The organism is Pseudomonas sp. LTJR-52 (genome assembly GCF_003691465.1).
Lineage (GTDB): Bacteria > Pseudomonadota > Gammaproteobacteria > Pseudomonadales > Pseudomonadaceae > Chryseomonas > Chryseomonas luteola.
This window is the reverse complement of sequence record NZ_CP033105.1, coordinates 5,369,075-5,389,072: the sequence shown is the minus strand read 5'-3', so window position 1 is coordinate 5,389,072 and position 19,998 is coordinate 5,369,075. Positions and strand designations below refer to the sequence as shown.

The 19,998-nt window shown below is 52.3% G+C and carries 20 protein-coding genes and 1 pseudogene; 4 read left to right on the top strand and 17 right to left on the bottom strand.

Features of this window, described 5'->3' with window-relative positions:
* The first annotated feature begins 1 nt into the window (after position 1).
* Together EAW52_RS24995 and EAW52_RS26120 are read left to right on the top strand one after the other, a co-directional pair.
* Complete coding sequence (locus EAW52_RS24995) at positions 2–505, top strand: DUF3916 domain-containing protein (RefSeq protein WP_122044539.1); 504 nt, start codon at positions 2–4, stop codon at positions 503–505.
* A gap of 514 nt (positions 506–1,019) precedes the next feature.
* Positions 1,020–1,412, top strand: a complete 393-nt coding sequence (locus EAW52_RS26120; protein ID WP_162997731.1) for a hypothetical protein — start codon at positions 1,020–1,022, stop codon at positions 1,410–1,412.
* A 250-nt stretch (positions 1,413–1,662) separates the two neighbouring features.
* On the opposite strand, the gene EAW52_RS24980 is transcribed toward EAW52_RS26120, so the two are convergent.
* The 6 genes from EAW52_RS24980 to EAW52_RS24955 form a co-directional block, all read right to left on the bottom strand.
* Positions 1,663–2,877: a site-specific integrase gene (locus tag EAW52_RS24980; protein ID WP_122044537.1), complete on the bottom strand. Its 1,215-nt coding sequence runs from the start codon at positions 2,875–2,877 to the stop codon at positions 1,663–1,665.
* Positions 2,874–3,389, bottom strand: a complete 516-nt coding sequence (locus EAW52_RS24975) for a hypothetical protein (protein WP_122044536.1) — start codon at positions 3,387–3,389, stop codon at positions 2,874–2,876. The genes EAW52_RS24980 and EAW52_RS24975 overlap by 4 nt, the downstream gene beginning before the upstream one ends.
* A gap of 80 nt (positions 3,390–3,469) precedes the next feature.
* Complete coding sequence (locus tag EAW52_RS24970) at positions 3,470–3,946, bottom strand: hypothetical protein (RefSeq protein WP_122044535.1); 477 nt, start codon at positions 3,944–3,946, stop codon at positions 3,470–3,472.
* Between the two features lie 175 nt (positions 3,947–4,121).
* Positions 4,122–5,117: a hypothetical protein gene (locus EAW52_RS24965; RefSeq protein ID WP_162997730.1), complete on the bottom strand. Its 996-nt coding sequence runs from the start codon at positions 5,115–5,117 to the stop codon at positions 4,122–4,124.
* Positions 5,118–5,436: 319 nt separating this feature from the next.
* Positions 5,437–5,745, bottom strand: coding sequence for an HU family DNA-binding protein (locus tag EAW52_RS24960; RefSeq protein WP_256680865.1), 309 nt, complete (start codon positions 5,743–5,745; stop codon positions 5,437–5,439).
* Positions 5,735–6,469, bottom strand: coding sequence for a hypothetical protein (locus tag EAW52_RS24955; RefSeq protein ID WP_122044532.1), 735 nt, complete (start codon positions 6,467–6,469; stop codon positions 5,735–5,737). The genes EAW52_RS24960 and EAW52_RS24955 overlap by 11 nt, the downstream gene beginning before the upstream one ends.
* A gap of 157 nt (positions 6,470–6,626) precedes the next feature.
* Here EAW52_RS24955 and EAW52_RS24950 point away from each other — a divergent pair, with 157 nt between their 5' ends.
* Positions 6,627–7,004: a histone-like nucleoid-structuring protein, MvaT/MvaU family gene (locus EAW52_RS24950; RefSeq protein WP_122044531.1), complete on the top strand. Its 378-nt coding sequence runs from the start codon at positions 6,627–6,629 to the stop codon at positions 7,002–7,004.
* A gap of 448 nt (positions 7,005–7,452) precedes the next feature.
* Here the strand turns inward: EAW52_RS24950 and EAW52_RS24945 are convergent, their stop codons facing one another.
* Together EAW52_RS24945 and EAW52_RS24940 are read right to left on the bottom strand one after the other, a co-directional pair.
* Complete coding sequence (locus tag EAW52_RS24945) at positions 7,453–9,084, bottom strand: hypothetical protein (protein WP_122044530.1); 1,632 nt, start codon at positions 9,082–9,084, stop codon at positions 7,453–7,455.
* Positions 9,077–9,295 (bottom strand): helix-turn-helix domain-containing protein, encoded by a 219-nt coding sequence (locus EAW52_RS24940; protein ID WP_122044918.1) that lies wholly within the window; start codon positions 9,293–9,295, stop codon positions 9,077–9,079. Before EAW52_RS24940 ends, EAW52_RS24945 begins: the two co-directional genes overlap by 8 nt.
* 115 nt (positions 9,296–9,410) lie before the next feature.
* Here EAW52_RS24940 and EAW52_RS24935 point away from each other — a divergent pair, with 115 nt between their 5' ends.
* Positions 9,411–10,523, top strand: a complete 1,113-nt coding sequence (locus tag EAW52_RS24935) for a DNA cytosine methyltransferase (protein ID WP_162997729.1) — start codon at positions 9,411–9,413, stop codon at positions 10,521–10,523.
* A gap of 254 nt (positions 10,524–10,777) precedes the next feature.
* Here the strand turns inward: EAW52_RS24935 and EAW52_RS24930 are convergent, their stop codons facing one another.
* The 9 genes and pseudogenes from EAW52_RS24930 to EAW52_RS24885 all read right to left on the bottom strand — a co-directional run bounded on the left by EAW52_RS24930 (position 10,778) and on the right by EAW52_RS24885 (position 19,957).
* Positions 10,778–11,071: a hypothetical protein gene (locus EAW52_RS24930; RefSeq protein ID WP_122044529.1), complete on the bottom strand. Its 294-nt coding sequence runs from the start codon at positions 11,069–11,071 to the stop codon at positions 10,778–10,780.
* Positions 11,072–11,074: 3 nt separating this feature from the next.
* Positions 11,075–12,598, bottom strand: a complete 1,524-nt coding sequence (locus EAW52_RS26300) for a toprim domain-containing protein (RefSeq protein ID WP_218567911.1) — start codon at positions 12,596–12,598, stop codon at positions 11,075–11,077.
* Positions 12,599–12,695: 97 nt separating this feature from the next.
* Complete coding sequence (locus EAW52_RS24915; RefSeq protein ID WP_122044528.1) at positions 12,696–13,196, bottom strand: hypothetical protein; 501 nt, start codon at positions 13,194–13,196, stop codon at positions 12,696–12,698.
* Positions 13,197–13,265: 69 nt separating this feature from the next.
* Positions 13,266–13,586: a hypothetical protein gene (locus EAW52_RS24910; RefSeq protein WP_122044527.1), complete on the bottom strand. Its 321-nt coding sequence runs from the start codon at positions 13,584–13,586 to the stop codon at positions 13,266–13,268.
* 109 nt (positions 13,587–13,695) lie between these two features.
* Positions 13,696–15,327 carry a VWA domain-containing protein gene (locus EAW52_RS24905; RefSeq protein ID WP_122044526.1) on the bottom strand — a complete coding sequence of 544 codons (1,632 nt, stop codon included), beginning with the start codon at positions 15,325–15,327 and terminating at the stop codon, positions 13,696–13,698.
* Positions 15,328–15,411: 84 nt separating this feature from the next.
* A complete protein-coding gene (locus tag EAW52_RS24900; RefSeq protein WP_162997728.1) occupies positions 15,412–16,866 on the bottom strand; it encodes a DUF3150 domain-containing protein in 1,455 nt (484 codons plus the stop codon).
* A 225-nt stretch (positions 16,867–17,091) separates the two neighbouring features.
* Positions 17,092–18,114 (bottom strand): YqaJ viral recombinase family protein, encoded by a 1,023-nt coding sequence (locus EAW52_RS24895; protein WP_122044524.1) that lies wholly within the window; start codon positions 18,112–18,114, stop codon positions 17,092–17,094.
* Between the two features lie 321 nt (positions 18,115–18,435).
* Positions 18,436–19,281, bottom strand: a pseudogene (bet, locus tag EAW52_RS24890) (phage recombination protein Bet); the annotation flags it as partial.
* 136 nt (positions 19,282–19,417) lie between these two features.
* A complete protein-coding gene (locus EAW52_RS24885; RefSeq protein WP_122044522.1) occupies positions 19,418–19,957 on the bottom strand; it encodes a hypothetical protein in 540 nt (179 codons plus the stop codon).
* Between the last annotated feature and the right edge of the window lie 41 nt (positions 19,958–19,998).

Sequence of the window (19,998 nt, the reverse complement as noted above, 5' to 3'; positions counted from 1 at the left end):
TATGAGACAGATCGCTGTCTGCAGTAAGAAATTAAGAGGTGTACCTCGCCGCCTGCGGTCTCTAGAGAAATGGGCCTCACGCTTTGAGGGATTCTCACGCCCTCAAACAACAAACGAAGAAAAATATTTCAATTGGAAAATTCCAGTCCACTCGGCACTCGTGGAAGGAAACCAAACAACTATTGAAATTCAAGCACTTTGCGTTATGCAACTTTTGAGGATGGCTGAATTTTTAGCTGACGCAGCCCCAGATAATCCAAAACGTTATTATCGGGTAGCCTGCTTGCTTACATGGCCGTGGTTACACCAGAGCGAAGTAACAATTTTCTACAACCAGGATTACTACAAAGGGTTCCTCGGGGAGAATAATTCACTTGCTCCAGAGCGTATATCTGAAAAGCTGGGCTTGCTGCTACCACAAAGCTTTATCGAACATGGCCACGATGTTACACAGCCGGATGACGAGGCAACTATTCAATGGTGGTGTCTTGGCCAAAAGGCTTAACTACCGGTTCAAATCATTCGCTTAGCTCACAGGGGCAGGCTAAGTATTGGAACAGCCTTACGCGATAGTAGCCGTTAGGCCTGTCTCCGCCTTTGAAGTCCGCTCACAGTGCATATAAAGGAGATCACTCCACTCCTGCATAAGCCCCTCCTCTTTTCGAGCAGATCCCCACGGCTGTATGCCGCTTCCACCTTGCTGCCCAAGGTATGCGCCAGTGCCATCTCGCAGACCTCGCGAGGGTAGTTCGTGGTCTCTGCCGCCCATGTTCTGAACGTTACCCGAAAGCTATGTATGGCCAGAAAGTAATCCTTTAGAGTATCCAATTGTACTGATACCGCGCAGTGGTAGAGTTATGAGGCTGGACGGCTCCAATCCAGCAGACTCGGCGATGTATAATTCCCATACACAGTCATTACGACTCGGGAATACCTGCGCTAGACAGGAATAAAGCATATGACACGAGATGTTACGCGTCATACGCACTCAGCGTGTTATCAGTCATAGCGGTTAAATCATGAAACTCTCGCATAGCATCATAGAGCGAATACGAGCTAGTGATCTGGATATAGGAGATGAACCCTTTTTTGTAAAGAATCATCGAGCATTTCCTGGCGGATACATTGTTTCAAAATCCAGCAGAGTTGCAGGAAATAGTGTTCCTGGCTACGAGGTTTGGTTTAGAAACCACAAAGGCATTGACGAACCTAGTGATGCCCCTTGCGTGTATGTTTATCACGATACTAAAAGCTGGATATGCGAAGTCTCTCTTTACGCACCTGGCCCAGGCGCAGGTGACTTCCGTGTAAGACACGAAATCGAAGAAAGTATTATTGAAACGTTACTCGACTATTTTTTCACTGAAAACATAAAGTTCAATGAACTACTTTCTGTTCAAACTAAACGTTAACAGCGTTCGTTTCGCTCTCTGGACTTGTAAAAGCTGAGCTTTTACTCGTTGGTTAACTTAATCGTTAGGCGTTTACGTGTCTCTGAGCTTGAGCACTGCTGCTAATGGTCATCTAACAATTAGTTTGAACAATTTACCGTATTGGCTTTCGCTGGTTGCATATCTGATTCAGATACAGAGTTCAAACAAGTCAGTAAGCGCATCGCCTAACATGCGCTTCAAGGATCATTCATTTCGCTCACTAGGACATTTAAATAGCAGCCGTTAGGCCTGTTTCCATCGGAGAGGTTCCTTCACGATTTCTATAAAGAAAGACGCTCCACTCCTGCATCAGCCCCCTCCTCTTCTCCAACAGATCCCCACGGTTGTAGGCCGCCTCCACCTTATTGCCCAAGGTGTGCGCCAGTGCCATTTCGCACACCTCGCGCGGATAGTTCGTGGTCTCTGCCGCCCAGGTTCTGAAGGTTGCACGAAAACCATGCGGCACTGCCATGTGAATCTTTAAGGTACCCAGTACGCGGCCAATGGCATTGCCGGGAATACAGCCCGTGCGACGACTGTTTGGGAAAACCCACTCCGGATGCTGGCCCTTCTGCTGGCTGATCACCTCAATCATGGCCTCGGTCAGCGGGATGCGGTGCGTCTTGCCCGTCTTCATGCGCTCGCCCGGAATAGTCCAGAGCTTATGCTCAAGATCCAGCTCGGACCAGCGGGCACCGCAGGTCTCGCTGTTACGGGTTGCGGTCAGGATCATGAGTTCTGTTGCGCGTGCTGCAGCACCCTCCAGACTATCGAGTCGATACATGAGCCGTGCGGTATCCTCGGCAGACAACGAGCTAAACGGCTTGACCCTGCTGCCCTGTTTGGGCAGGAGCTTGTCCAGGTGCCCGCGCCAGCGCGCCGGGTTCTCCCCTTCCCTCAGCTTTCTGGCCTTGGCCGCATCGAGGACTAGTTCAATACGGTTGCGCAGGCGACTGGCCGTTACCGGGATAACGCTCCAGATAGGCTCCAGTACTTCCAGGACATCATCGGTGTCTACTTCGGCAAGAGGCATTGAGCCAATCACGGGGAAGACATGCTTAGCCAGTGAGTTCTGCCACTGCTGCGAGTGCTTGGTGCTCCAGCTGGGCGAGTGCGTTCGAATATAACGTGCAGCCTCGGTCTGAAAGGTCTTGGCTTCCAGCTTCTCAGAAGATTTGCCCTCACGTTTTTTCCGGCGCTCAAGGACTGGATTGATCCCGCGTGAGATTTCAAGCCGGTACTTGTCTGCCGCCAGGCGCGCATCACGCAGGGAGACTGCTGGATAGCTGCCCACCGAAAGATCATGCCGCCGGCCATTGATCATGTAGCGAAAGATCCAGCTCTTGCGCAGCTGGGCGGAAATGCGAAGCTGAAGGCCCCGGCCATCCTGATAGCTTCCGGGCTCGGCAAGGGCTTTTACAAGTTTTGGGGTTAGCTTGCTCATAGACCTGATACTGCATTGCGCTGAGCAGCTATCTGCTCTCTGGCAACACTCAACTCCTGCGCCTCGTTCTCAAGACGTTCGCAGCGTCTGGAGAGCCTGTCCAGATCATCATTGATCAATAACCGACCCTGATTCAGCTCGCTCTGGACTTGATCACGATGGCATGTAGAGCCAGCCGTAAACTGAGCGATCTGCTCGGCGGTGGCAGGTTGCTCGCCATAGCTGAAGTATTCATCAAGCGCACCGAGTGCCCAGTAGACCAGCCCCAACATGACCAGGACCAGCACAAGCATGGCCGGAGCTGCGCGCAGTGTCTCGCGGGTTTCGGCTTCAACCTCGGCTTCGGTGCGCAGGTTTCTGAAGGCGGCCCAGTATTGATGGTCGTTCTCTCGTATCGGCTGATCGAGCCGTACCTCGGCCCGGCGATCGGGACTGGTACTGACAATCACACCGTTACCAAAACGAGTTACCACACGTACGCCCGGTAGCGCTGTTGCGTTGTCCAGAGCCATCTTTCTCTCCATGGCAAATGTAGTCTGCTGGCGCTGGGTCTAGCATCAGGCCGTGATGCACTCAGCGCCAGATCGTGCGATCAGTCAATATCGACAAAGACAGGCTGAAGTACCCGGCTGGCGCTCTGCTCTGGTGTTTCGTCCCAGCACCAGCAACCGCGACTCTCCCACCACGACTCAAGAAGATCACACGAATGATTAATATAGGGAGCGCCGTCGTGGTATGCACCGCAGTTGGCGACGTAGTTTTCTCCCAGCAGAATGGCAAAGCTCTCATGCTTGATGACCAGCGCCTTGCCCGGATTGGCCTGTAGCAGGCGGCGGTAGGCTCCTATCATGCCGCGATAGGTCGTCAGGTCGTGTTCGCACTCGCTGTCCCAGGCAGCAGGCCGTGCAGAGACTTCCCGCTTAAGTTCGGAGGTGGCTTCTCTACGGTTTCCGAAGAACCGGCGACTCCCTTCCGGCCAGGACAAGATCCATTCCTCCTGTCCTTTGGGTTCGGCCATGTATAGGGCACCGCTTGGATGCGTAAGTTGGATTTCAGTTTGTTCTGTCATGACAAATCTCTCAGGTTACGGACATTGTGCTTGCTAACACAGCAGATTTAAATGACTTGTATGAGGACACGGTATCCTCATACATATATACCTATAAGCCTCATGAAAACTGCGATTACCAAAGAGTGTCTAAAGCTATCCCACACCTTTTCCCCACAGCTCCCTGGCCCAGCGCCTAGCTATGTCCCAGCGCCTGAGCCAGCGTCTGTCGGGCTACCTGAACCGGGCGGTCCACCATTTCGGTGATGAGTGGCGAAAGGGATATGGCCGAGACAGCGCGCTCCAGCCGGTCAAGCGAATTAACCAGTGCCGGCGCAGCCCTGCACAAGGCATCGATGCGTGCCATGTCCTTTACCCGGATGCCGGTGGCGTTCCACTGCTTGAGCAACAGTGAACCAAGGTCATCATCCAGACACAGGACTCCAGCCCTCGCATGTGTCTCTTCAGGCAGGTCGAACAGGCACAGCGGGCGACTATCCAGGCACAAGGCATGGTAATGATCTGTCTTGTACTGCCCCTCGCTGATGGTTCCTACCGCTATTTCCTCAGCCTCAATTCCCAGGTAGCGGGCCAGCGGTGGAAGCCACGGAGCAGTGACCAGTGCATGCGCTAACCCAGACGCCATGCGGCTTTCAGGCTGGCCGCAGATGATAAACGGCCTGCTGTCGCACAGTACCGCTATACGCTGTTTGCCATCCATAAGCGACAGGCGTTTGAGCCTCAGAGGCGAGCCTGCCAGCGCTTCAATGACTCGGCTGGGCGCGAGAACACAGGTCTGCTCGGGATCAACCAGAGGCGTGGGCTCTTCCCGGATGGCCTCTTCATGTTCATCCTGAACCGGCAGACGAACAGGCCTCGCCTGCTCCGGCACCACGCCATGGCTGGTGAATTCCTGAAACCATCCCGCTACATAGAGCCGCTCGCTGGTGACATTGGGACGGCCCTTGGCACCCAGCTCAATCAGGTCATGCTCGGCAAAGGCCAGTACGCGATCAACGAAACGTTTAATTTCACGCTCGCTGAGCGAATGTTTTGATATATGAATGCCTCCCTCAAGTTTACCGGCATGGGGATTGAATTCACGTGCTTGTTGAAAGATGACTTCATTACGCCCGTTCTTCTTTAACAACCCTTCGGACGTTATCTCAAACGTAATAGTCTGAGAGCGCATGATCGTTCTTTTAAAATCAATTTCCGTAACTTTAAGCGAGGCCATGTCCAACATCACATCAACTACCTGACCAGACTCCCTGACCTTTTGTTTTGTCTTGTAGGTACGGTAGTGAACATTGCTGATACAACTGGTGAGAAGTGCCGGTTCTTTTATTGAATCAACAAGTGAGATAAACATGGCTGACCTGCCTGAACACTGGAAGTTAATTCCACTGTCTCATGCAAATCCGGTTATGCAAGTACTCCGAAGGGATAAAAGTTAACTAAGCTGGAAATAAAAAAGCCTGCGCGAGCAGGCCTTGATAATCAAAGTCAGATCAGGCCACACTTTCCTTTAATTGCTTGCCCGGCTTGAACGCCACCGACTTGCTGGCCGCAATTTCGATAGGTTTTCCCGTCTGGGGGTTACGCCCGGTACGCGCTGCACGTTCCTTGAGACTAAAGGTACCGAACCCTACCAGAACCACATCCTGACCATCCTTTACGGACTCGGTGATTGACTCGACAAAGCCGTTAAGCGCAGCCTCAGCTTCCTTGAGCGTCAGCTGCCCCTTCTCAGAAATAGCCTTTACCAGTTCAGATTTGTTCATGCTGTTTCCTCTTGTGGTTGAGACGTTATACCCGATCTTGCGGACGCCGTTCAAAGCAGGTTACAACGGTTTTCTGCTCGCCGTCCCGGATCAGGAGATACAGGAATTTGCTGGTCTCGTGCCCCCAGGTCTCCACTTCATCCACGCTGCCAAACTTGAACAGCTTGTGGCGTCTGATCCGCTCTGGCATGGGTACCAGCCTAAGCTCAGGATGCGAAAGCCTGCGTGCCAGGCTTGACCATGGGCAGCGGGGTTTGCCACTGCTGACACGCTCAAAATAGGCATCTACTGCGTGCTGGGTGAGACTGATTCGGCCTAGGGCAGGCGTTTCCAGCATGACCTTGCACTGGCGATATTCTTCCGTGGGATAGACATACTCCACTTCGCCAAAGTCAGGGTCGTCACGATTAAACGGCAGATCCCGCTCATTGGGCACCTGTGTCTTGGACCCATAGAGTCGACCCAGTAACGCCGCATAGGGATACAGGTGCTTGGGTGGAAGGCCATTACCCAGGATCTCAACCATGGCTTCATCCGTGACACTTAGATAAATACCGGCCCCTGTTATGGGATAACGATTAAATACCTGCCTGAAGTAAAGAAGATGTCTAATGGCTACCAGTTCGACAGCCAGTTTGACATCCTTTATATAATCCTTGAACTGGACAGAAAGTACACCCTTCTTTTTAAGACCTGTCCACCAGTAGACAAGGTAACTACCATCTTCTGCCAATACCGTACGTGTACTTAATAACATCATGATAGCGTTCCCCGTCACCGGAAAGTATGTTTGATATAAACCTACCACCAAATTTCAGAATGCAAGTCATAATGTACCTCTTTGTAAAATTGTTAGCCCAAGAGACACTTTGCCGCTAGGCTAAATCTGTCCCTGACAACTAACCGGATTAATCAAGATGACATTATTGAATGAGTTCAAAGAAACCGAAGCAGAACTAAAGCGTTTGCAAGCGCGTCTGGAAGAACTGACTTCAAGCGAAGAACTTAAAAAGGATCTCCAATTTCTCGACGAGCTTAATGAGCTGATGGAGAAGTATGGCAAACGCCCACGTGATGTCGTTGCTGCGGTAGCGCCAGAACTCCTCCAACAGAAGGCCAGTGCTGCGCCAGCCGAGCAAAGCAATCCCCGCCGCGCCCGTAACATCAAGGTCTACCGGCATCCGGAGACCAACGAGATCATCGAAACCAAGGGTGGCAACCACAAGGTACTCAAGCAGTGGAAAGCCAAGTACGGCGCCGACACCGTTGAGAGCTGGATGTCCATCAAGGACTAGGTCCGCTTCTGCTGGTCAGTTAGAAAAGAAAACCAGCCCGAAGGCTGGTTTCTTTTTGTCACTTAACAACAAGGTTGTAGCATTCCTTCCCGCACTTCTTCACCAGACGGTGAACGATGCGAGCCGCCATCGTGGCATACGGCCCTGCACAGGTCACAGGACCCTGAGCCGCTTACCAGATGATAACTAATATCCCGCCGGATACCTTGGAGCGAGCGCTAGGCTTGAGAAACCTAGAAGGGTGCATCATCCCATCGTTGCAGTCGGCTCATTGACCGCGGGTATCTAGAGCGTGGAGCAATAGAAGATCTGAGCCGTTAGGTGCTTATAGAAACATAGTCTAGTTTCTCTGTGCAAGTTATCAGGTATGCGGATGGCCTACTCTTGTTAAGCCCTGCTCATATATCTCTCGATTGAGTTGTGCAGAGAGCAAGGCCATGTCGATATATTATCTAACACCAAGCGCTAGAAGCTTCCTCCGGACTTCAATAGGCGTCTGTTTTTGTTGCAGCGGCTGTATTATGAATAGGTTAAAAACGGAGTAGTCTGGATTAACATCGTCTTTCCACTCTTCAATCATATCGCTAAAGGTATTGAACTCCAGCCTCACTCGCGCTCCGCAGATTATTACTGCCTGGTGATTCTTGTAGTCATTTAACATTATTTTATGAGCAATAAAAATAATTTTTATACTCCAGTCACCGATCTCTGCGATGCCCTCTAGTTCTTCTTTTCGAAGCTCTAAGCTTTTTCTGAGGGTGCGTAAGTGCTCTCTAACGTAAATATCAGTTAGCGAGCCTCCATGACTCTCAAAAGCCACTATCTCTCTTGTATCTGCGAGCTGATAATCACAGTCACCAAGTCTTCTACTGCTTATATTGGTCGCGTTAACTGAGGCTCCGATTCCTCTTGAGCGCCACCCAGCACCATATTTTGACCAGCTTAGGGAGTCCACAATACGTTGTTCTAGGATTCCGAATGTTGAGGTATTCGCTTCACTTACAGCAGTCAATACCTTATTCCATTCATCTTGACTGAAATCTATTGGTAATAGATCAGCAAGAGGCTTAGTAAGTCTAATGATCCGGTGTAACCATAAGCGAATTAGCCGTGCCAATTCCCGACGTGGCGCAAAGCCCATCATCTCTAGGTTTTTTAGAATACTTTCTAGGGCGGCAGTCCCGGGTCGCTCTGTTTTTTTCTTCATGCGAACCCAGCCAGCATCTGCTCTTTCTACAGACTTGGCATTATTCAAAAACGGATTACCAGCTCGGCTAAGAGCTTCTGGATAAGCGTCAAATAACCACAGGGCTGATCTACCTCTAGGGCTAAACTCGTAAAGATCAGTTAGAGCGTGGTCGAAGTATTCTGCAAGCGTACATTGAAAATGAAGGATTTGAAGGTACGGAGCATATTTTTCAAGATCATCGTCAGTAGCAAGTTGCAGTAGACTTTGAGAAAGGTCCGCTGCATAGCCCAAAGACTGTGCAGCAGAACCAACCATACGTGCTGCCTCGTCTAAGCTAGCATCAGCGAAGAAAGCTGCTTCTTGCTCAGAGTCGATTGAGAAAACAGCTTGCACCTGTTCTAGGGACAATGCAGGACCGGACTGTAATTTGTCTAGGAAAGTTTGCGTTGTTTGACGATTGAATCTTGCTCTACTGTCTCGAACAGCAAGCATACGAGCAATTTGAGCAGCGGTGAGCCTGTCTCTTTGTGATAACTCAAGCATCATAAAAGAATGACTTAAAAACCACCTAGCTTCCGCATGTGAAAAAAAATGATCCTCTTGCAATTTTTTATGAATCAAGAAATATTGTTGGGAAAGGGACTCTGGCGATATATCTCCCGCCTGTAGTAATATTTTTTGAACTGCACTTTTAAGCTCTTCAGACGGACTTTTGTTGTCTTCCCACAGCTCTAAATTAATAATGGCCCAGTCATTAAAATCTTCTTGCAAAATTCCCTGCATATTAAGGTACTGCTCAAGGACCGAAGCACAAATAACCTCTCGATTATTTGCTGGGCTTATCGGTAATAATAAAGTTCTTAGCGCCCTGACTGCTTCATTGCTAGCCATTAAATAATTCCGTTAAATTAATTTTTAAAGCTTTCGCAAGCTTGGCTATCGTCTTGAGAGAGGGATTTCTTTTGCCCCTTTCACATCCACTGACATATGTGCGATCAAGTTCGGCTCGGCTGGCCAACTCTTCTTGAGACATACCAGCAGCCAGCCGGATGTCCCGAAGTCTTCTTCCAAATACCTTGCATGTATCATCATCATTCATCATTGCGTAATGCTGAGCGGGTTGTGGACTATGAGTCCACTGCATATAAGTCACATATATGTAGATTTGTAAGGGCAATGAGTGTAGGATTGGTGGGAATTTTTTATTCGAGTTCGACATGTCGATCGTAGACACTCTTTCAGCTGTATCTCTCTTCTCCGGCGCTGGCGGGATGGACGTAGGGTTTATGAGCGCTGGCATACTCCCGGTCTTCGCGAACGAACTCGACGAGGCTGCGAGCATGACTTATGCCGCCAACCATGGCGATTACATCCAGGCTGGGAGCATCTTGGATCATTTCGAGAGTCTGCACAGGTTTCGTGGCGTAGACGTTGTTTTCGGTGGCCCCCCATGCCAAGGATTCTCAGTTGCTGGAAAAATGGACCCGCACGACGTACGTAGCGGTCTAATAAGGACTTTCTTTGATGCTATAGACGTCATCAAACCACACGGTTTTGTATGTGAAAACGTCAAGGCGCTAGCCGTTCTCTCCCGCTGGGATAGCGTCCGGAATGAGCTAATAACGCGCTCAAGAAAAAACCATTTTTCAGCTCTGGTCGTTTTAAATTCTAGTAATTATGGCGTTCCCCAAAATCGCGAAAGAATGTTTTTGGTCGGAGTATTGAAGGGCGGTTCTATTCGTTCTAATGAGCATTTACATCAAGTTTTGCTTAGAGAGCTAAACGAACATAAAAAAATGGCGCCAACAGTTGCAGATTTGATTAAAGAGCTTGGTCCAGCCGGTTCAATAGGAAATCCACGCATATGTAATGCCAAAATTACTTATGCATCAAATCCAGTTCTTCGAAAGTCCCCCTATGCCGGAATGATGTTTAATGGTGCGGGGCGCCCACTTAATCCACTAGGGCACTCCTGTACGCTACCAGCCTCAATGGGTGGAAACAAAACTCCGATTGTGGATGAAGAGTACATATTTAATGGTGGAATTAACTATATAGAGCAATATCATCAGTATCTTATGGATGGTGGTTCACCGAAAAAGGGGGAAGCACCTAATCGTCTTCGTAGGCTAACTGTAGATGAGTGTCTAGCGATACAAACCTTTCCTAAAGATTATATTCTTGTTGGCTCACAAAGTGCGGCTTTCAAGCAAATAGGTAATGCAGTTCCTTGCTTGATGGCTGAGGCAGTTGCGGCTAGCATGAAAAAGATCCTCGAGATGAACTCTGAGCATCATTCAGCTTTTGAACCCTTGGCCGCATACGGTTAATCATCTTAGATCCAGTTACTGTATAGCTCGAATTGGCGTCAATAACCGCTCATAGTAATTTTACTGCAGTTCCTTTGATCAGTCTGGAATCCAGAAATCAAAGAGGGCAACCACAAGGTTTCCAAGGCATGTAAAACCAGTGCGGCACCGACACGGTTGAGAGCTGGATGACCTTCAAGGAATAAGCCCTCCTCATATCTGCTCTTTTGCCGGATAGAAAAGAAAACCAGCCCCGGAGGGCTGGTTTCTTTTTGTCACTTAACAACCAGGTTGTAGCATTCCTTCCCGCATTTCTTCACCAGACGGTGAACGATGCGAGCCGCCATCGTGGCATACGGCCCTGCACAGGTCACAGGACCCTGAGCCGCATACTTTATGATGAACAGAATGCGCGCCTGTGTTTCCCGGGCATCGAAACGATCCCGGATCAGGGCAGCATAGTCCTGCTCACTCCCCTCCCAGCCGACCGGAGGCGCAAAAACGCCTCGTGTGGCCGAACCCGGAGTGGTGTCGAGCAGATCAGCAGGCAGGTGTGGATTGGAGTGCATGGCTTAACCTCCCACTACGCTGCGAAGAAGCGCCAGGCTCGGGAAACCCGAAATGCCCTGACGAATCATCACATCGTTCCAATCAATTCCTTTACTGCCGGAAGGGATTGGTGCGGTAGGAAGTATCACGATCACCCTGATACCCTGCTGCTGCAGACGCAGCTTGAGCCTCATGGCCGCCGATTCACCCGTGCAGGATCTGTCCTTGTCGGCCCAGACCAGTACCGTGTGAACCCCTGCTGGCGGAGTAAAGCCTTCAAGCAGTGTTGCATTGACCGTGCTCCAGGTAGCAATACCTGTTGCGCGGTACGCCGAGAGCGCTGTTTCCAGCCCTTCGGCAACACCAAGCACTCCATCAACCGGAGTACCCATCTGGATCGCCGCGCCTCTGATCGATTTCCCCTCGGGGACCGGCATCATCTTGCGCGGACTCTCCACATCGGCCTTGCTACCCGTACTGCTCAGGTAGGTTCGGTGAAGGGTCAGGATCTCACCCTTGTTGTCTACGATGGCGCAGATAAGCGCTGGAAACTTCCCTATCTCAGCGTTGATTTCCCGCTCTTCCCCGGTCTCCATATCCACTTCCGTCACGGTTTCCCGGTACGGGAGTGCGGGATGAAAGCGTACGCAGTCATTGTCCAGCCAGTCAGCGCCCCCTCGCGGCAGCACCTTGCGTCCCTGCAAATACAACCGAGCAGGTTCGGCCATGGCTGAGGTCAACGGCAACGACTCACGCCAGTGACGTTCGACGTTCAGGCTGTTGTAGTCTGACCTCGACGCAGACACGGGCTTACTCTTCACCAGTGAAAGCCTGGGTTTTTCCGGCTCGATAATGATGGCCGGTGCTACCGGTGGAGCTTTCATAGGTTCAGGTTCAGGTTCTGGCTGAGATTCATGCTCAATCACCTCGTACCCAAAGCGCTCAGCCGGATCAGCCTCGCAGCTGACTTCCTCTGCCTGTTTTGCCTTGAGTGCCTCGGCACGCGCCTTCAGATCAATGGGACCACGACGACCGGGTTTAACCAGTCGAGCCCACTCATCATTGCTCGCCTCTTTAACAGCCGCTTCACGAACCACCGCAGTTTCCTGCATGGCACGTGGAGCGCTGTGGTCCTCGACTGCCTTTTCCCGCGGACCGGACTGGACAGGACGAGGATGCCTCTCGGACGTCTCACGACGTTGATAACGCGGGGGTTCAGGATCAACCCTCAGGAACTCGGCAACCTCTACAAGCGCTTCCGGAAAACGCAGACCCCTGACAAAACACAGCAGGGTAATACCGCCTCCAAATGCACCGCAGGTGTTACAGATCGCACCGCCGCGGACGTTGAAGTCCTTGAACAGACGAAACCCATCACGGCCACCGTGGACCGGGCAAGGCACACCGCGACCGAGTCTGGAGATGGCGCGTTCCAGATCAGGCGCCAGGGCCCGCATGATGCCTATCCATCCATAAGCCGACGCCTGATCATTGACCTTTTCAAGGTCGTAGAACTTGCGTGACTCTCTTGCTGCATTACCGTTCATACGCTCACCTTTCAACGTTGGATTGTGTTGGCCCCAACCCGAAAGGGAGCCTTCCCCATAAGGGAGAAGCCCCCTTATGGGTGGGTAATTGACGTGGCTAACGAGCGGCCACGGATTGCACCTGCGCCTCGAACTCCATGAGGAGCCTTTCAGCACTGGCAAAGCAGATTTCGCCTGCGTTAAGCCTGCGAATCAGGTCGACCCTGTACATGCCGATCGCCCATTCCCTTGTCACGCTGAGGCGTTCGAGGGCACCACGAGAAATCCTGATGTAGCCGGCCATGATCAGGGATTCGAGCACCTGCTCTGGTGTGGCCCAGGTCATGTGCGCCTTCATCCCCTTGCTGTCGAAGTACTGCGCGCGATACATGCCAGGTGTTGATGGGTCAGGCATGATCACGGCGTAGCTGCGAAGCTTTGGATGTTCCAGCTCAAGGCCAAGCAGCTCACCGTTGGTCTCGGTCAGGATTGCTCGCCAGTGCCGGTTCATTTCGATGGCCTTGGGCATCAGATGCCGGATAAACCAGTCGTTGGAAGTGCCTTCTGCAAGGCCCTGTTGTAGCTGTACAAAGTGCGGATGGTCGCTTACGTGGTTCATGGCTCTTCTCCAAAAAGAAGGGGCACGAACCCCCAGGGGGCTGTGCCCCATGGGGTATAAGCGGTATCGCTACCGCACCAGTCGTTGAACACGAACCTTTAACGCTTCCGGATCACATCCGCTTTCCTGCGCGCAGACGGTGAAACAGAAGGGTGTCAGGTGATCGTCTTCAACCCACTCGATCCATTCGTCTCTGGTGGAATTACAGGTTTTCGTCGAAGCCAGTGCATGCAGGCCGTACTGAAGCATCCGCTGCCGGAGTAGGCTGATCTCTTCATCGGTCCAGACAATGCGACTCGGCTCCTCCGAGGAGGCGTCGAGTAGCTCTTCAAAAAACAGGAGATCCAGGCACAGCTGCAATTCATTGAAGCGTGCAAGGGCTCTTCTCATGGCGTGCTGCTCCAAATGAAGGGCAGCACGACCCCAGAGGGGCATGTCTGCCCCAAGGGGTTTAACAACATCACAGGAGGGCCAGACCGCAGCCCCCTGTGATACCGGATCACACGGCAACACCCGTCAATGCATCACTCATCAACTGGAATAGCGTGTGTTTAAGGTCATTTACGCTTTCGATCTGAATCGACGACGCAAACAGCCCGGCTACCTTTGCACCTTTGCCGACACCAATACCGATCATCTCGATACCGCTGCGCTGGCAGAGCTGCACGACGTGCTGGCAGGACCCGACGTTATTGGGCTCGCCATCCGTTACCACCAACACCATTTTCCGTCGCTCCCGGGTCTTGCTCAGCTCGAAAGCCGAGTACCAGATCGCTTCGGTCATGGGTGTCCCGCCATCCGGTGAGAAACTGAACCGGCCTGCATTACGGCTGACCTTTTGTCCATGCTTCACCACACTCCAGACGGGCTGACGGCTGTTTTTGCAGAAGAACGTAACCGCCGGGTTTACCCCGTTGATCTTCTCCAACCCCAGCGCCAGTGCCATGGCGGCATCACGAGCAACCTCATAGACGTGTTCACCGGAAGGCATGAGCTTGTCCATGGATGAACTCATGTCTACCAGTAGATGAACCGCCGTATCAGGATGCTTTCGTTCAGCGCTACGCCGAAAGATGCGCGTATCACCACTGACGAGCCGATGGAGCCGGTTCGTGTCCAGATGCCTGCCATGACGCCCCGTTACATACCCGTTGCGCTGGCTGGCCTGAACCAGGCCCATGAGTTGCGACTGAATCCGGCTGGAAGCTGCCGCCACCTGTCCAATCAACATCTGCCCGGACGCCTGATCATTCATCACCTCAAGCGCTGTGGGTACGTTGACAACAGGAGCAGTTTGATCAGCACCGGAGTTGAGGTCGGCCCGAAGGGCATCCATCTTGTCCTGCACATGATCGTCTGCCGATGCATTGAGGATTTGCTGGAGAACATTACTCCCTGCATTTCCACCACCTGTACCAGAAGTCCCGACAGCTCTGTTTCGGGCAGGCTTGGGTTCGTCCGGTTCCTTTGGCTTCTTCTGCTCCTTCTGGGCTTCCTCTTCAACCATCCTGAGGACTTCCCGTGAGAGCACCAACGCATCGGCCGTACTTTTCAGCTGCCCTGCTCGCCCCAACAACACCGCCAGACGAACCTGCACACCTTTCGGAATGACCTGTTCATAGACGGCTGTTGTGGCAACCAACGTGTCCTCGATAACGTGCTGCCCTACCACCTTGCATCGCAGGAAGTACAGGCAGTACGCCTCAAGTATCCTCGCAGGATGAATATCCTGTGTCGGGGTCTCGAAATGCCTCTGATCAACCATGTACGCGGCTACCGCATTAAGCGTTCTGGCTGTGCCCGGATAGAGCTTTATCATCTCGCGCTCAATCCGGCAGTCCTCAAAGATGTTGAGCATCGCTCCCAGAAAAGCTGAGCAAGTCCCGGCATCTCTAACGTCATCAAAGTTAGTCATCCTGACGTGCGCGGCTTCATGTGCAAGGTAGCCCCAGAGAGCATCCCCAAACCTGTCGCCTTGTACGTTAGGTACCACAATGGTCTGGCCATCAGTCATCGCCTGCTGGCCACCCACGATTACCTTCACACCAAACTTCTCGCCATACGCAGCCGCCACGATGGGTAGTGCCGCGAAAATGCTCTGGGAAGCCTTGCTGAAAGCACTTGCAGTCATGTCACACCTCATTTTTTGAAAAAAGGAGGACAGACCATCCCCAGTAGCGGGAATGGCCCGCCATGGGGGGGAAAGAAACAGCTACTAGAGGTAGTAGTTGTCCTCAAGCTCGGGCATTTCGAACGCCGGAGCATTCGAAGGCTGAGCCTGTGTTACCGGTTGTGCCACATCCTTGACCGATGACTCGGAAAGAGGTGATGCAACCGTAGGTGAAACAACCGCGGAATCTGCCGGAGCAGGTGCCGCAGGCTTCTTCACAGCCCTGTCAAAGAACGAATCCATATCATGGAGAAGCTCGTCCAGATCAAAGCTCTGTTGAACAGGCTTGCCTTGTCCAGGCACCAAAGGAGCCGATGCCGGGGATTCAACTGCCGTAGGTACTGCTTCCGGCAGGATCTCAAGGATCTCAAGCGCGTAATCCTCAGCGACAAGCAGGGACGGGGTCTCTGCATGCTGACGAGGATCAAAGAAGGCAAATACCACATCCTTGAGTGCCAGCTCGCATACCTGACCCTTGGCGTCATGCTGAACATAAAGCTCAGCATCGAACGGTTGGGACCAGAGGATTTCACGCGAGCCGAGACGTCCAGTCCTTACTCGTGCACGAGTTCCATTGACGATTGAGGGAAATGTTCCTTGAGCTACCGTGGGCAGCTGTAGAGGAATATCAACGTCAAAGGAGTCGTCAGGCTGAGCAGCAATATTGCCGTCTGCAAAGTCCTTCATCTTCGCCTGATCACACAGGATCGTGACGACCGAATGGATCTGAAAGAAGAATGGTGCACCGATGGGGCCTTGATCAGCGTGCTGATCGTAGCCATCAACGGTTTCCCTGAGCAGTCTTACAACAGGCTCGAAAGCCCGGTTCAGAAAGCTCAAACCATCCACCTTGTCAGCCAGGCATTCCAGGCGCTTGCGGGTACGGACACTGATCTCAGCCTTACCACGAAGGTACTTCTGATAAAACTCGTCCGCTTCCGTTTCGATTTCCCGAAACAGTTGACCTGCAAGGCCCTTGGTCTGGTCTGCCAGACGCTTCTCAGCGTTTGGCTCGCCGGACACCGGCTGGATATGAAACACCTGATAATCGAACTTCAGACGTTTCTCTACGCTATTGCGGTCCAAGACGCCGTTACGAATAGCCTCTTCGTAGCCGACATTGTTCGCAATCCAGTTCTGGATAGAACTATCGTAGTTGCCCAAAAAAGCCTGCTTTTCCTGCTCGAACGTGATTCGAGCCGTCTCAAGCTTGCCCAGTATTTCCGAAAGTTTGCTGCGAGGAACGGCCCATCCGGTCAGGAAAGGAAGTCCATAGCCCTCCAGCATCCGGCGTGTCGCACCGCGAAGCGAGCGAAACACCTTGAGCGATGCCGGATCGCAGATCGTCTTGTTACCCAGCTGAGCCACACGGTCAGGGGGTAGCTCGCCGCCTTCACCCAACTTGATATCCTTGTCTTCCAGGCGAACCTGTCCGCTCCAGATATCGTAGTCAGCGTTCACAACGACCAGCTCTTGCAGTAATGCCTTGTCAACTGTCATGGATATATCCTCGGAAAACCGCAGACATATCCAGCCCATACGGGACAGATATGCCCCGGTAGGGTGGTTGAAGGTGTCGCTAAAAGGTCTTGCTAAAGGGTGTCGCTAATCTTGCATCGTTAGGAGGTATGCAGCCTCTTTTCGCTCCACAGGGGAGAGAAATCTTCTTTCCGCAGCGCCCTTGTCAGGACGCTCTGGAAAGGCGAGCAAAGCTCGCCTACTGCACTAGTTCAGGTAAAAGGACTCCGGCTCAGCCGAGGCGTGTTCAAGAGGGGCCAATACCGACGCTTCCACAACATTCTTGGGCGCTAGCTCCTCACGAACCGTGACTCGAACGCGATCCGAGGTCTTTTTCCGGTACTTCTCGAAATCCACCATCTGTTGTACAGCGGGATTGGCATCGATCGCCTTCTTGTAGTCGATCTGGCCCTGAACCTTGAAGCGGGTGATCTGAACACCGGCATAGTCGGCCTTCATGAAGTCACTCATCATCTCGGTCAGCTGCTTCAAGTGCTTGTCCTGCTGGGCTTCAAGGTTTTTGATCTGCTCCTTCAAGCCAGCAATACGTGCTTCAAACAGCCTGTAATGCTCCGACTCGTAGATCCAGCGGGAGGCTTCCTCACCTAACGGCAGATAGAAGTCCTTTTCCGGATCCTTGGGCGGTTCATTACGCAGGCTTACGTCCTGCCAGAAGCCTTGAGCCTCGGTCATGAGCTGCGCGAGCAGGTCACGGTCAAGGGGGATCTCAAAGATCTGCAGCGGATCATTGCCGTGCCAGAAGACCAGCCAACCGCGGCGGGACCCTGTACACAGCATCTGGTGCTGCACCTGACAGTAGTAGAGCTGGTACGCCTCCGATTCGGTACCGAGCCGGCAGACCTCCTCCCACGTCTTGTCGGAAGGACACTTGAGCTCGACCGGCTCGCCAGCATTGTTAAGACCGTCCAGGGACGCCCGTAACAGCGCGTTCCTGTCCGACTCGACACATACCGGCAACAGCATGTCCCCGGTATGGTCCTCAAAGGCCTTTCGGGCATCGTCCTCGTGTTTGATGCCATAGCGCACCAGAGGATTACCGGAAAGGTCCACTTCTTCACAGTACCCAACCTTCTCGGCCCACAAACGCCAGCGGGTCTTGTAGGGGCTGCGTCCCAGAAGAATGCAGGCGTCGGTTGCGGTAATACCGCTCTTACGCCAGTTAAGCCATTCATCAGAGCCTTGCGACAGATTGATGATGTTGTAGCCCATCTGCTCTACCTCTTTTTAGTGATACGAAAAAAAGGGGGAGCACCCCATAGGGGAATACTCCCCCAATGGGTGGGTTTACTTATTCAAGGATCACGGGATATAGGCGCCTTCGGCGTCTTCCAGTGAGTCCTTGATGTCAGCGAAGAGCCCGGCAAATTCCGAGTCCTGCTCTGACGTTTCATGAGCCGTCTGATCTATCCCAGACTCAGCCTCGTGGGCATCGTCAAAGGATTCATCGGACTGCGTGGTCTGTACACCTGAGGTCACATCCTCGGCAGACACGGGGTCGGCCTCGGGTATGGCTTCGGTTGCACTGCATAGCTCAGCCTCACGCAGGCGGTTGATGGCGTATTCACGCTCAGCCCCTGAGAAACGCTTCCCTAGCCACTCATAAGCGCTCTGCCAGGCATTTACCGGCTTGGCGCGCTCGATCAGGCGATCGACCACAATCCCGATATCCAAGCACCGTCCCGTGGAAAGGGCAGGACCGGTAGAGGCCTTGGCTTCTTCATCAACGACGCGATACCCCTTGTTGCTGATATCGATTTCGCTGATGCGCTCGGCCTCGTCCTGATCAAAGATCCCGACAAACCCAAACGCCAGCCGCGCACACTGGATCATCGCCTTGTGGCGCAAGAAGCGCTTGGGGTGAGTCTGCCAGGGTCCGTCTACTGCATAGTTCTTGCCCTGCGGCTTGAACGGTTCGCGATAGACTTCATCCAGATACTCACGAACAATCGTGGGGCGTTCCTTACCTTTACGGTACATCACGCACTCGATCCACTCATGAGCATCCACCTTTGCACCTAGAGGACGAACCATCGCCTTGGAATAATTGAACTCCATACCCTGATAATCAGTGTGTGAGTTCACGATCCGAGACCATCCATCTACACCCACGACCGGAACAATGCCATTGCTCTTGTCAGGGAATGCGTAGATCTCTCTGGTGAAGGGGTTAAGCTGGTACTGCTCGGCCACAATCAATAGAGCCATCATCTGCTCTTCGGTTGGGGCTGAACCGTCACGCTGCTTGAAGGCCGTGGCTTTCAAGGTAGTCATCAACTTCGCTTCATTGACGCCATATCGTTCAGCTACTCGGGTAAGCAACTTCTTGCTTTTGGCTTCGGACAGGTTTTCAACGTTTTGAAGTGTTTGTGTTGCCATTTCAGTGCTCTCCATACAAAAAAGACAGAGGCACTGCCCCTGACAAGGGAGTACCCCTGCCGGGAATCGCCAGTAACGGCGATGGTTAAGTCACGCTATTAAACAAACGCTAACCAGAACAGATATCGAAATACCGTCATGGTGTAAGACCCAGTCTCATCGCATCTCTGACGAAGCCTGCATGTAATACATCAGAGAAAAGCTGGCTTAAGTATTCGCTGAGATAGCGTACGTCCGTCTCCAGCTTCCGTTCTGTATCCTTGGCTTCAAGGATCAGATTTACAGAAACACCCGCTTTCTCAAGATCACCTACAGCCTTGATCAGCATCAGCAGAGGACGGTAACTGGACACGGTGATGCCTATATCGCCGTTACCGGTCAAGGTATCTGTGTAGATACCGCCCCAACTCCAGTCACCTGTAGCCAGGTTATGGTCATAGCCGCGAGGTGCCAGCAAAATACATTCTTCAAACCACTCCCCTTCGTACAACGCATAGGGGACAGTAGGATGTGGAATGTCCAATAGCCTGTGCGACTCATTAAACGAATCAACCAGAGTACTGCTTATCTGAGGGAGGCAATCCGGGGATAGTGCATGCCGGAACCACCATTCGATATCGCGGAGCTCAAGTGATAATTCGTTTGCCGCTTTGCTACTGCCTTCAACATTACTCATAAGTACTCTTCCTCACATATCAAAGAAGGGAGTACCCACCC